Annotated in this window: 11 protein-coding genes; 7 read left to right on the top strand and 4 right to left on the bottom strand. The window is 60.4% G+C overall.

The features are described from left to right. Positions 1-106 precede the first annotated feature (106 nt). Together pobA and ACU680_RS01530 are read left to right on the top strand one after the other, a co-directional pair. Entirely contained in the window at positions 107-1,300 is a 1,194-nt protein-coding gene (pobA, locus tag ACU680_RS01535) for a 4-hydroxybenzoate 3-monooxygenase (RefSeq protein ID WP_448178461.1), read from the top strand. A 79-nt stretch (positions 1,301-1,379) separates the two neighbouring features. After that, positions 1,380-2,897 carry an MDR family MFS transporter gene (locus tag ACU680_RS01530; RefSeq protein WP_400760670.1) on the top strand — a complete coding sequence of 506 codons (1,518 nt, stop codon included), beginning with the start codon at positions 1,380-1,382 and terminating at the stop codon, positions 2,895-2,897. Between the two features lie 99 nt (positions 2,898-2,996). Here the strand turns inward: ACU680_RS01530 and ACU680_RS01525 are convergent, their stop codons facing one another. The 4 genes from ACU680_RS01525 to ACU680_RS01510 form a co-directional block, all read right to left on the bottom strand. Then, positions 2,997-3,845 (bottom strand): cache domain-containing protein, encoded by an 849-nt coding sequence (locus ACU680_RS01525; RefSeq protein WP_448178460.1) that lies wholly within the window; start codon positions 3,843-3,845, stop codon positions 2,997-2,999. A gap of 234 nt (positions 3,846-4,079) precedes the next feature. Further along, the gene (locus ACU680_RS01520; protein WP_367085568.1) at positions 4,080-4,934 is read right to left on the bottom strand and encodes an ATPase; all 855 of its coding nucleotides are present in this window, start codon (positions 4,932-4,934) and stop codon (positions 4,080-4,082) included. 116 nt (positions 4,935-5,050) lie between these two features. Next, a complete protein-coding gene (locus tag ACU680_RS01515; RefSeq protein ID WP_448178459.1) occupies positions 5,051-6,043 on the bottom strand; it encodes an NAD-dependent epimerase/dehydratase family protein in 993 nt (330 codons plus the stop codon). Between the two features lie 52 nt (positions 6,044-6,095). Then, positions 6,096-6,989 carry a LysR family transcriptional regulator ArgP gene (locus ACU680_RS01510; RefSeq protein WP_095136979.1) on the bottom strand — a complete coding sequence of 298 codons (894 nt, stop codon included), beginning with the start codon at positions 6,987-6,989 and terminating at the stop codon, positions 6,096-6,098. A 96-nt stretch (positions 6,990-7,085) separates the two neighbouring features. Here ACU680_RS01510 and ACU680_RS01505 point away from each other — a divergent pair, with 96 nt between their 5' ends. From ACU680_RS01505 to ACU680_RS01485, 5 genes are all read left to right on the top strand, one after another. Then, positions 7,086-7,487, top strand: coding sequence for an ACT domain-containing protein (locus ACU680_RS01505; RefSeq protein ID WP_448178458.1), 402 nt, complete (start codon positions 7,086-7,088; stop codon positions 7,485-7,487). Between the two features lie 6 nt (positions 7,488-7,493). Beyond that, positions 7,494-8,096, top strand: a complete 603-nt coding sequence (locus ACU680_RS01500) for a LysE/ArgO family amino acid transporter (protein ID WP_007964027.1) — start codon at positions 7,494-7,496, stop codon at positions 8,094-8,096. Positions 8,097-8,272: 176 nt separating this feature from the next. Further along, positions 8,273-8,869, top strand: a complete 597-nt coding sequence (locus ACU680_RS01495; RefSeq protein WP_003227660.1) for a superoxide dismutase — start codon at positions 8,273-8,275, stop codon at positions 8,867-8,869. Positions 8,870-9,339: 470 nt separating this feature from the next. After that, positions 9,340-11,391 (top strand): putative bifunctional diguanylate cyclase/phosphodiesterase, encoded by a 2,052-nt coding sequence (locus ACU680_RS01490; RefSeq protein ID WP_367085571.1) that lies wholly within the window; start codon positions 9,340-9,342, stop codon positions 11,389-11,391. A 208-nt stretch (positions 11,392-11,599) separates the two neighbouring features. Beyond that, positions 11,600-12,943, top strand: a complete 1,344-nt coding sequence (locus ACU680_RS01485) for an imelysin family protein (RefSeq protein ID WP_007964025.1) — start codon at positions 11,600-11,602, stop codon at positions 12,941-12,943. The last annotated feature ends 255 nt before the right edge of the window (positions 12,944-13,198 follow it).

The raw sequence follows: 13,198 nt of genomic DNA, 5'->3' as shown, positions 1-13,198 counted from the left end.
GTTTTCACCTTCAATTGACAGACCCGCAAGGGAAAAATGCAAGCACTCGATCCATAAAAATCATTCACCGACTCACGTCGCGTGAAGCTTGCGAGTCATAAAAACAATGAAAACGCTGAAAACCCAAGTCGCCATCATTGGCGCCGGTCCGTCCGGATTGCTCCTCGGTCAGTTGCTGCACAACTCCGGCATCGACACCCTGATTGTTGAACGTCAGTCGCCCGACTATGTGCTCGGGCGAATTCGCGCCGGCGTACTTGAACAAGGCATGGTAGAGCTGTTGCGCCAGGCTGGGGTGGGTGCACGCATGGATGCCGAAGGGCTGGTGCACTCCGGCTTCGATCTTGCTCTGGATGGGCGTTTGGCGCACATCGATCTGCAGAGTTTGACCGGTGGCAAAACCGTCATGGTTTACGGTCAGACCGAGGTCACGCGCGACCTGATGGCCGCTCGTCGGGAGGCCGGGGCGCTGTCGTTTTATGGAGTGAGCGATGTCGTTCCTCACGGCATGAAAAGCGACGAGGCGTTTGTCACCTTCGAAAAGGACGGTGAAACCTGGCGCGTCGATTGCGATTACATCGCTGGTTGCGATGGTTTTCATGGCGTCGCCCGACAGTCGATTCCCGAGGACTGCCTGAAGATTTTCGAGCGCGTCTATCCGTTCGGCTGGCTGGGAATTCTCGCCGACACCCCGCCGGTGCACGAAGAACTGGTCTATGCGCGCCATGAACGCGGCTTCGCCCTGTGCAGCATGCGTTCGGCCACCCGTACCCGTTACTACCTGCAAGTGCCAGCCGAGGAAAACGTCGCCGACTGGTCCGACGAGCGCTTTTGGGCTGAGCTGAAAACCCGCCTGCCCGCCGCGCTTGCCGAGAAACTGGTGACTGGCCCGTCGATTGAAAAAAGCATCGCGCCGCTGCGCAGTTTTGTCGTCGAACCCATGCAGTACGGGCGGATGTTTCTCCTCGGCGACGCCGCGCATATTGTGCCGCCCACCGGCGCCAAGGGTCTGAACCTGGCCGCCAGCGATGTCAGCACGCTGTTCAACATTCTGCTGAAGGTTTATCGCGAAGGGCGCACCGATCTGCTGGAGAAATATTCGGAAGTCTGCCTGCGCCGGGTATGGAAAGCTGAACGGTTTTCCTGGTGGATGACCAGCATGCTGCACCGCTTCGACGAGCACGACGATTTTAGCCAGCGGATCAGCGCCTCGGAACTGGACTACTTTGTCAGTTCCGAAGCGGGTCGAAAAACCATTGCAGAAAATTACGTCGGACTTCCATACGAGGCTATCGAATAGCCTGCTATCGACTTACACTGGCGAGCATCCACCCGCGTGCGATGGCAGCGCGGGTCCATCACTGCCCGCAGGCTTGCCCGTGACCAATCTCAATCACCCTGAAACGCCCAAACCGGCTATTCGCAGCGTGCTGGTCGCGCTGATGCTGGCAATCTTTCTCGGCGCACTGGACCAGACCATCGTCGCCGTCTCGATGCCCGCCATCTCCGCACAGTTCAAGGACGTCAGCCTGCTGGCCTGGGTGATTTCCGGGTACATGGTGGCAATGACCGTGGCCGTGCCGATCTACGGCAAGCTCGGCGATCTGTACGGGCGACGCAAACTGATGCTGTTCGGCATGGGCCTGTTCACCCTCGCCTCGCTGTTTTGCGGCATGGCGCAAAGCATGGAACAACTGGTGCTGGCGCGGATTCTCCAGGGCATCGGCGCCGGCGGGATGATTTCGGTCAGCCAGGCGATCATCGGCGACATCGTCCCGCCACGCGAACGCGGACGCTATCAGGGTTATTTCAGCAGCATGTACGCGGTCGCCAGCGTCGCCGGGCCGGTGCTCGGCGGCTACATGACCGAGTACCTGTCGTGGCGCTGGGTGTTTCTGATCAATCTGCCACTGGGGCTGGGCGCCTGGTGGGTTGCCAATCGCAACCTGCGCGGGCTGCCGATTCCGCAGCGCAAGCCGATCATCGACTACCTCGGCACGCTGTTGATGATCATCGGTCTGACCGCCCTGCTGCTGGCCATCACGCAGGTCGGTCAGGGTCATTCGTGGCGCAGCAGTGAAGTGCTCGGCCTGTTCGCCTGCGCGGTGCTGGTGCTGGCGGTGTTCGTCTGGCATGAACGCCGGGCGCGCGAGCCGCTGCTGCCGATGCACTTGTTCACCAACCGCAACGCGTTGCTGTGCTGGTGCACGATTTTCTTCACCAGTTTTCAGGCGATCTCGCTGATCGTGCTGATGCCGCTGCGCTTTCAGAGCGTTACCGGTGCCGGGGCCGATGCGGCGGCATTGCACTTGCTGCCGCTGGCGATGGGGCTGCCGATTGGCGCTTATTTCGCCGGACGTCGCACCTCGATCACCGGACGCTACAAACCGCAGATTCTGACGGGTGCAGTGCTTATGCCGATCTCGATTCTCGGCATGGCCTTCAGTCCACCGGATGCAACGCTGGTCAGCAGCCTGTTCATGCTGCTCAGCGGGATCGCCGGCGGCATGCAGTTCCCGACTTCACTGGTGGGCACGCAAAACTCGGTGGAGCAACGCGACATCGGCGTCGCCACCAGCACCACCAACCTGTTCCGCTCGCTGGGCGGCGCGGTGGGTGTAGCGTTGATGTCGGCGCTGTTGCTGGCGTTGTTGCAGGATTCGAGTTTTGCCCATCTGGCGAGCAACTCGCTGCTCAGCGAGGGGCATTCGGGCAACGTGCTGCTCGACGGTTTGAACGCCGCACCGGGTGATGCGCAGAACGCCTTGCGCGCCGAGCTTTCAGTGACGTTCCGGCATTTGCTGTGGGTGAGTACGGCGGTGTCGCTGCTGGGGCTGGCGGCGGCGATTGCGATGCCGAACAAGTTGCTGCGCGGGCGCGAGCATGGTGCCAAATAACAGCAAAAGATCGCAGCCTTCGGCAGCTCCTACATGGGAATACATAACCCTGTAGGAGCTGCCGAAGGCTCGGGCCGCGTTCGGACGATCTTTTGATCTTCAAGGGCTGTAGTAACCCACCGCCACCAGAAAATGCCCGACCTTCTTCAGGTACGCATGCTTGTCCTCGACCTTGCCGGTCACCGGGTTTTTCCAGCGGTATTCGTATTCGCCGTCGTCCTGTTTGGCGATCAGCGCCAGAATCGGCTCGCCCACCGGTTTGCCTTCCGGGTCCTTGATCTTGCTGAAGTCGGTATTGATCAGGCGCAGGTTGGTGCCATGGGCCACGTAGCGCTGGGTGTTAAGATCGACCACGAACACGTACAGGTCATCCTGCAGGTAACCGCCCTTGAGCGAGTTGATGGCTGTCAGCGTGCCTTTCTCGTCCTTGCCCAGATCGGTCGCTGCCTTGTCGAGCAGGGTTTTTGCCTGCTCCGCCGAAGCCCTTGGCAGGTAATAACCGACCGCGAGAATCCGCTGGCCGATGCGCTGATAGTAGACATGCTTGCGTTCGACCTTGCCGTCCGCCCAGTTCTGCCAGCGGTATTCGGCCTGTTGAATGCCGTTGCCTTCGGGCACCAGCAGGGCATCCTTGAAAGCTTTCTGCAAATCCGGCGCAAGCACCTCGCTGACGTCACGGCCAATCAAGGCTGAGGATGGCCCGCCGCTGGCAAGCATTACGCCTTTGGTGTCGACCACAAACACGTAGCGATCCTTGTCGACGAACTCACCCTGACGGCTGAACGCGGCGAAAGCCTTGTCGCCATTGTCGTGGTAATAGGCCAGGGCCTTTTCCAGCAAAGCGATGGCGGCCTTGCTGTCGTCCTTTTGTGTGGTGGCAGCATTGACCTGCCCTGCCCCCACAAAAAACATCACCCCGAGCCACGCCACTTTATGCAAAAACCCCATAACGCATCCCTCGTTCTTGTTGGTGTTTCAAGAGCGTAGACGGCTTGGGATCGGACGGAGGTCGAAGATGAATCCAGAAGTTGCGGTATCCCCTGTGGCGAGGGAGCTTGCTCCCGCTCGGCTGCAAAGCAGTCGCAAAACCTGCAAATGCGCTCTACCTGAACGAAAGCAGGGGAGCGCTTCGCACTCCAGCGGGAGCAAGCTCCCTCGCCACAAGATATCCTGACTCAGGCCTTATGGCCGGGCATTGATCTGCTGCTGCAGATTCTGGATCTGCGCCTGCAGGGTGTTGAGGTTGCGGGTCATCTGGCCACGGAACGCATCGAACTCAGCGGTATTGCCGCCACCCTGTGGCGTTGCCGGGCGGTTGTCCTGTTCACTCTTGAGAACGACGATTTCCTGCTCCAGGCGCTCGATCGCTGCGTTCGAGTTGCCCTGCTTTTTCAGCGCAGCGATATCAGCGCCTAGGCTTTTCAGCTGGGCGTCATAACTCTTGAGCTGGGCGTCGACCTTGCTGGTATCCGCCGGTGCGCTTTTCAGCGTTGCGAGTTCGGCGCTCAAGGCTTTGACCTGGGCCTGCAACTGGGTGTTGGCGTTCTGTTGTTCGGTGGTCTGCGCGGTCATCTGCGCCAGACGCTTGTCCAGATCGCTGGCCTGACCGACCACGCCCTGCTGCTGTTTGCTTTGATCCAGCAACTGGGTTTCCAGCTGTTTGATCTGCAGCTTCAACGCTTCGCTGTCGCTGTTGACGTTGCTCTGGCTGGCGACGACTTTGCCGGAAATGTCCTGCAGGCGCCCCGCCGCTTCCTCGCTGATGCGCGCAAAGCTTTCCTGAGTCGCGACCAACTGCTGCTCCATCAGCGAAATCTGCTGGAAGCTCCACCAGGCCAGACCGATGAAGGCGAAGAACAGCGCGCCGACCAGTGCCCACAGCGGCCCGGTACTCGCAGCCTTGACCTTGACCACCGGCGGCGTACGCGAGTGCACGGAGGTACGGGCGGTGGGCGGAATGTCATCGTCGTCAAAGGTGTCGGCCCGCAGGCTCGGTACATCGTCGAAATCGTCGTTGGCATCGTTACGCATGGACATTGAGGCAACCTTTGTGGAACGCGGTGATGGCTAAATGCTGCGAAGTATAACCGCCGCAGCCGCAGGGATTGACCCTCAAGCGGCAGTGCGGTTCATTGCCGGCCAACCGACTTGTATCAACGGATGTCCTGAGCTTTCCACCAGCCACAGAACTCGTCGAGGGCCGACCACAGGCTGACTTTCGGATCGTAGTCCAGATAATGCCGGGCGCGACTGATGTCGAGGGTGAAATTTTTCTTCATCACTTGCATACCCAGCCGCGACAGGGTCGGCTCCGGGCGGCCCGGCCAGAGTTTGCACACGCCTTCGTTGAGCGCCGCGACGCTGTAGGCCAGACCGTACGAGCGGTATTTGCTGACCTGCGGCACTTCCATCTTGCGCATCACGTAATTGACCACATCCCACAGCGGCACCGGTGCGCCATTGCTGATGTTGTAAGCCTTGCCCAACGCGGAACCGGCCGCCAGCAGACTGCTGAGCAGCGCTTCGTTGAGGTTTTGCACACTGGTGAAATCGACCTTGTTCAGGCCATCGCCGATGATCGCCAGACGGCCCTTGCGCTGCATGTTCAGCAGGCGCGGGAAGATGCTCATGTCGCCGGCGCCAGTGACGAAACGCGGGCGCAGGGCGATGGTTTCCAGACCGAATTCCTGCGCACCGAAGACCTTCTGCTCGGCCAGGTACTTGGTCGCTGCGTAGTGATGCTTGAAGCGCTTGGGCACTTGCTCTTCGGTCAGGCCGAGGTGATCGCGGCCATCGAAATAGATCGACGGCGACGACAGATGCACCAGCCGCCGCACGCGCTGCTTGAGGCAGGCTTCGACGACGTTCTCGGTAACCTGCACGTTGCCCAGATGAAAGTCCTGATAGCGTCCCCACAAGCCGACGGCACCGGCGCAGTGCACCACGGCTTCGACGTCGGCGCAGAGTTCGCGCACCAGATCCGCATCGGTCAGATCGCCCGGAACGAACTCGGCGCCACGGCGCACCAGATGCTCGACGCTTTCGGCCCGGCGACCGTTGACCCGCACGTCCAGGCCCTGCTCCAAAGCGAAACGCGCAAAGCGTCCGCCAATGAAGCCGCTTGCGCCGGTGACCAGAATTTTCATGTAACGCTCCGATGTCTTTCGTTTACCTATACGTCTTTCTTGACGCTGACCATCAGCCCAAGGGCACCAGCCAGCGCGGTGAAGAACGTAGCAATTGCTCGGTCAGCAAGGCCAGCAACTGACCGCCATTGCGCCAATGATGCCAGTACAACGGCACATCGATCGGTTTATCTGGCAACAGTTCGCGCAATACGCCGCGTTGCAACTGATCGCGCACTTGCAGTTCCGGCACCAGTCCCCAGCCGAACCCGGCTTCGGTCAGGCGCACAAAGCCTTCGGAGGACGGGCACAAATGATGCTCGAAACCGCCATCGACACCGAGGGATGCGAGGTAACGATGCTGGAGAAAATCGTCCGGCCCGAACACCAGCGCCGGCGTACGCGGCAACTGCTCGGCGCGCACGCCGTCGGGGAAATGCCGCTCGATGAACGCCGGACTGGCCAGCGCCCGGTAACGCATGGCCCCGAGCAACACGCTGCGCGCCCCGGCCACCGGGCGCTCGCTGGCACAGACACACGCCGCCACCTCCCCAGCACGCATGCGCTTGAGGCCGACGGTCTGATCTTCCACCACCAGATCCAGCAGCAAATGCTGTTCGGCGCAGAAATCGCCCACGGCTTCGGCCCACCAGGTGGCGAGACTGTCGGCGTTTATCGCGATGCGCAACCGCTCCGGCAGACCCTCTTCGTCGAGCGCCGGCACCAAGGTCTGCAAGTCACGTTCGAGCAGGCGCACCTGCTGCACATGGTTGAGCAGCCGCCGGCCAATTTCCGTCGGTGACGGCGGCGTGCCGCGCACCAGCACCGGTTGGCCGACCCGCGCTTCCAGCAGTTTGATCCGCTGGGAAATCGCCGATTGCGACAAGCCCAGCACCTGCGCAGCGCGTTCGAATCCGGCCTGCTCGACCACAGCGGCCAGAGCGGAAAGCAATTTGTAGTCGAACATCAGTTTTCCTAATGAGCGATCAGCACTATTGGTTTTTCTTATACCGCTTTCGACCGGAGAATAGCCAGCAAGCACTCTTTATCAAGGAACACGGCAATGGCTGGCGAAACCTCACTCACAACTCTGCTGCGCAGCATGAGCCCGCAGCTCAACGTCGGCGAATACGTGTTTTGCACCGTGCCTGACAACTTGTTGCCGAGCGGGCTGGAGATTGTCGGCAGCTTCCGCGAGCAGGAAGGCCTGACCGTGATCCTTGAACGCTCCCAGGCTGAACACGCCGGGTTCGCTTTCGATTATGTCGCAGCGTGGATCACCCTCAACGTGCATTCGGCACTGGAAGCAGTCGGCCTCACCGCTGCGTTCGCCAGCGCATTGGGCAAGGCCGGGATCAGTTGCAACGTGATCGCCGGTTACTACCACGATCATTTGTTTGTCGGTCAGGCCGACGCCGAACGCGCCATGCACGTGCTGCGCGATCTCGCAGCCAACGCGGAGTAACTCTTTATGTGGCAAAGCTATGTGAACGGCCTGCTGGTGGCGTTCGGGCTGATCATGGCGATCGGCACCCAGAATGCTTTTGTCCTGGCCCAAAGCCTGCGCCGCGAACATCACCTGCCGGTCGCGGCGCTGTGTGTGGCGTGTGACGCGCTGCTGGTGGCGGCCGGGGTGTTTGGTCTGGCCACCGTGTTGGCGCAGAACCCGACCTTGCTCGCGGTGGCCCGCTGGGGCGGTGCAGTCTTTCTGATCTGGTACGGCAGCCAGGCGTTGCGCCGGGCGTTCTCGAAACAGAGTCTGGATCAGGGCGAAAACCACACCGTACGCTCGTTGCGCGCGGTGATGCTGAGCGCGCTGGCAGTGACGTTGCTCAACCCGCACGTTTATCTGGACACGGTGCTGTTGATCGGCTCGCTCGGTGCACAGCAATCAGTGCCGGGCGCTTATGTCGTGGGCGCGGCAAGTGCCTCGCTGCTGTGGTTTTTCACCCTCGCCCTCGGTGCCGCATGGCTCGCGCCGTGGCTGGCGCGACCGAGTACCTGGCGGATTCTTGATCTTCTGGTGGCAGTGATGATGTTTACAGTCGCAGGGCAATTGATATTGGCGCAGTGATTTATTCCAAACAGCTCTGGAACCTCTATCCCACACAGTTGTTGCGTGGTTAAGCCTTGACCCCGGTGCTATGATCCGAACTCTGCGCCGCAAAGAGTAAAAACTCGTCGGTGCATTTCTGGCCGCCCGTGATCGGCCTTGCGCTCACCGCAACAGACCTGATTAGGAGAATCATCATGGCTTTCGAATTGCCGCCGCTGCCTTACGCACACGATGCCCTGCAGCCGCACATTTCCAAGGAAACCCTGGAATTTCACCACGACAAGCACCACAACACCTATGTCGTGAACCTGAACAACCTGGTGCCAGGCACCGAGTTCGAAGGCAAGACCCTGGAAGAGATCGTCAAGACTTCCTCGGGCGGCATCTTCAACAACGCCGCTCAGGTCTGGAACCACACTTTCTACTGGAACTGCCTGGCGCCAAACGCCGGCGGTCAACCAACCGGCGCACTGGCTGAAGCGATCAACGCAGCCTTCGGTTCGTTCGACAAGTTCAAGGAAGAGTTCAGCAAAACCTCAATCGGCACCTTCGGTTCCGGCTGGGGCTGGCTGGTGAAAAAGGCTGACGGTTCCCTGGCTCTGGCCAGCACCATCGGCGCCGGCAACCCGCTGACCAGCGGTGACACCCCGCTGCTGACCTGCGACGTCTGGGAACACGCTTACTACATCGACTACCGCAACCTGCGTCCGAAGTACGTTGAAGCGTTCTGGAACCTGGTCAACTGGAAGTTCGTCGCTGAGCAGTTCGAAGGCAAAACCTTCACCGCTTAAGCTGCGCGCCAGATAAAAAAACCCGGCTGATGCCGGGTTTTTTTATGCCTTTGATTTCTGTAGGAGCTGCCGCACCGTGCCACAATTTCTGGCGCCTCTGTTTTCCTGTAGGAGCTGCCGCAGGCTGCGATCTTTTGACTTTGATTTTTTAAAGCAAGATCAAAAGATCGCAGCCTGCGGCAGCTCCTACAGGGAATAGCGTTTTTCTCACGATGAACGCTGGCTCCGGCCACTTGCCGGGGCAGCACAGCGGGCTACCATCAAATCAGCGAAAATTTGTTCCTGACTGCTCAAGTTGAGGGCCGAAACTACCGACACAGTACAAATAGAGCTGGGACTCCAGACCGCAGCATTTCGGCCAAGGCCACGGGCAAATGTTCCCGGGCTTGAATGTCCCTTTGACTGCCAACACGGGATTGCCAATACTCATGGCAACTTGACGCTACCCGCACGGAACAAGGAATAACCCTTTGAAGCTGGAACTCAAGAACAGCTTGTCGGTGAAGTTGCTCCGGGTCGTGCTCCTTTCGGCATTGATCGTCGGCGTAGTCTTGAGCTGCGCCCAGATTGTTTTCGATGCCTATAAAACCCGCCAGGCGGTGGCCGGCGACGCGCAGCGCATCCTCGACATGTTCCGCGATCCCTCGACTCAGGCGGTCTACAGCCTGGACCGGGAAATGGGCATGCAGGTGATCGAAGGCCTGTTCCAGGACGACGCCGTGCGCCAGGCTTCCATCGGCCATCCCAATGAAGCGATGCTCGCGCAAAAATCCCGTGAGTTGCAGCACTCCAACAGCCGCTGGCTGACTGACCTGATTCTCGGCCAGGAGCGCACCTTCACCACCCAACTGGTCGGTCGCGGCCCGTACAGCGAGTATTACGGCGACCTGAGCATCACCCTCGACACCGCGACCTATGGCGAGAGTTTCCTCGTCAGTTCGGTGATCATTTTCATTTCCGGTGTATTGCGCGCCCTGGCCATGGGTCTGGTGCTGTATCTGGTTTATCACTGGCTGCTGACCAAGCCGCTGTCGCGGATCATCGAGCACCTGACCGAAATCAACCCGGATCGCCCCAGCGAGCACAAGATTCCGCAGCTCAAGGGCCACGAAAAAAACGAACTCGGCATCTGGATCAACACCGCCAACCAGTTGCTCGAATCCATCGAACGCAACACGCACCTGCGCCACGAAGCGGAAAACAGCCTGTTGCGCATGGCCCAGTACGACTTCCTCACCGGTCTGCCGAACCGCCAGCAATTGCAGCAGCAACTGGACAAGATTCTGGTCGACGCCGGCAAGCTGCAACGCCGGGTCGCGGTGTTGTGCGTTGGGCTGGATGATTTCAAAGGGATCAACGAGCAGTTCAGCTACCAGACCGGCGACCAGTTGCTGCTGGCGCTGGCCGACCGCCTGCGCGCCCACAGCGGTCGCCTCGGCGCCCTCGCCCGCCTGGGTGGCGACCAGTTCGCGCTGGTGCAGGCCGATATCGAGCAACCTTACGAAGCGGCGGAGCTGGCGCAAAGCATCCTCGATGATCTGGAAGCGGCGTTTGCCCTCGACCATCAGGAAATCCGTCTGCGCGCGACCATCGGCATCACCCTGTTCCCCGAGGACGGCGACAGCACCGAAAAGCTGTTGCAGAAGGCCGAACAGACCATGACGCTGGCCAAGACCCGTTCGCGCAACCGCTATCAGTTCTACATCGCCAGCGTCGACAGCGAGATGCGTCGCCGTCGCGAACTGGAGAAAGACCTGCGCGATGCGCTGATTCGCGACCAGTTCTACCTCGTCTATCAGCCGCAGATCAGCTACCGCGATCACCGGGTGGTCGGGGTTGAAGCGCTGATTCGCTGGCAGCACCCGGAGCACGGTCTGGTGCCGCCAGACCTGTTCATTCCGCTGGCCGAACAGAACGGCACGATCATCGCCATCGGCGAGTGGGTGCTGGATCAGGCCTGCAAGCAATTGCGCGAATGGCATGATCAGGGCTTCGTCGATCTGCGCATGGCGGTCAACCTGTCCACCGTGCAACTGCACCACGCCGAGCTACCGCGGGTGGTCAACAACCTGTTGCAGATTTACCGCCTGCCGCCGCGCAGCCTCGAGCTGGAAGTCACCGAAACCGGCCTGATGGAAGACATCAGCACCGCCGCCCAGCACCTGCTGAGCCTGCGCCGCTCCGGTGCGCTGATCGCCATCGACGACTTCGGCACCGGCTATTCATCGCTGAGTTATCTGAAAAGCCTGCCACTGGACAAGATCAAGATCGACAAGAGCTTCGTCCAGGATCTGCTGGATGACGACGACGATGCGACCATCGTTCGCGCCATCATCCAGCTGGGCAAGAGCCTGGGCATGCAGGTGATTGCCGAGGGCGTGGAAACCGCCGAGCAGGAGTCCTACATCATCTCCGAAGGCTGTCACGAAGGTCAGGGTTACCACTACAGCAAGCCACTGCCGGCCCGGGAGCTGGGCGCTTATCTCAAGCAGGCCCAGCGCAGCAACGCGGCTATTTTATAAAGTCAAAAGATCGCAGCCTTCGGCAGCTCCTACATTTGGAATGCATTCCCCTGTAGGAGCTGTCGCAGGCTGCGATCTTTTGATCTGCGTAAACAAGAAATATTTCCAGCCACAACCCTTTACACATAATGCGAAAGATTTGCATTATGTCGCAGCTTTGCGCACCCCCGCGCCCTGTCCATTCCATTACCGAAGCAGGATGTTCGCCATGATTCGTATGCCTCTGGCTACCGCCAGTCTGCTGGCCATCGCTATTTCCCTCGCCGGTTGCGGCGAAGGCAAAGACAAGGCTGCCGCCCCGGCCACGCCGACGCCGGCCGCCAGCACCGCTGCCGCTCCAGCACCTGCCGCTGCCGGTAAAGTCGACGAAGCCGCCGCCAAGGCTGTGGTCGCGCACTACGCCGACATGGTCTTCGCCGTTTACAGCGATGCCGAATCCACCGCGAAAACCCTGCAAACCGCCGTCGACGCGTTCCTCGCCAAGCCGAACGCCGACACCCTGAAAGCCGCCAAGGCTGCCTGGGTCGCCGCCCGCGTGCCTTACCTGCAGAGCGAAGTGTTCCGCTTCGGCAACACCATCATCGACGACTGGGAAGGTCAGGTGAATGCCTGGCCGCTGGACGAAGGCCTGATCGACTACGTCGACAAATCCTACGAACACGCGCTGGGTAACCCGGGCGCCACCGCCAACATCATCGCCAACACTGAAGTCCAGGTCGGCGAAGACAAGGTTGACGTGAAGGACATCACCCCGGAAAAACTCGCCAGCCTCAACGAACTGGGCGGTTCCGAAGCCAACGTCGCCACCGGCTACCACGCGATCGAATTCCTGCTCTGGGGCCAGGACCTGAACGGCACCGGCCCGGGCGCCGGCAACCGTCCGGCGTCGGACTACCTGGAAGGCGCAGGCGCCACCGGTGGTCACAACGATCGTCGCCGTGCTTACCTGAAAGCCGTGACCCAACTGCTGGTCAGCGACCTGGAAGAAATGGTCGGTAACTGGAAGCCGAACGTGGCTGACAACTACCGCGCCACCCTGGAAGCCGAACCGGCTGAAAGCGGCCTGCGCAAGATGCTGTTCGGCATGGGCAGTCTGTCCCTGGGCGAACTGGCGGGCGAGCGCATGAAGGTTTCCCTGGAAGCCAACTCCCCGGAAGACGAACAGGATTGCTTCAGCGACAACACTCACAACTCGCACTTCTACGATGCCAAAGGCATTCGTAACGTGTACCTGGGCGAGTACACCCGCACCGACGGCACCAAGCTGACCGGCGCCAGCCTGTCGTCGCTGGTGGCCAAGGCCGACCCGGCTGCCGACAACGCGCTGAAAGCCGATCTGGCCGCTACCGAAGCCAAGATCCAGGTCATGGTCGATCACGCCAACAAGGGTGAGCACTACGACCAACTGATCGCTGCGGGCAACACCGCCGGCAACCAGATCGTGCGTGACGCCATCGCCGCGCTGGTCAAACAGACCGGTTCGATCGAAGCCGCTGCCGGCAAGCTGGGCATCAGCGACCTGAACCCGGACAACGCTGATCACGAGTTCTGATCACGCGCGTTCGACTGAAAAAGGCGACCTCCGGGTCGCCTTTTTCATGCCTGCTTTTGGCGGTGATGCTGATGGCCCCATCGCTGGCAAGCCAGCTCCCACAGTTTTCGCGGCGTTCACACACTCCGGGTACAACACAAATCCTGTGGGAGCTGGCTTGCCAGCGATGGCTGCGCCTTGGTCTCGAGTGAAACTCTGCCGCAAATCAAGCAAACGATAATTCCTCTTATTCAAACTCCCTCGCCCTGTTAGACT

The sequence above is a fragment of the Pseudomonas sp. LF020 genome, from assembly GCF_053456425.1.
Note: the sequence above shows the minus strand (reverse complement) of the source record. Positions and strands in the feature narration are given on the sequence as shown.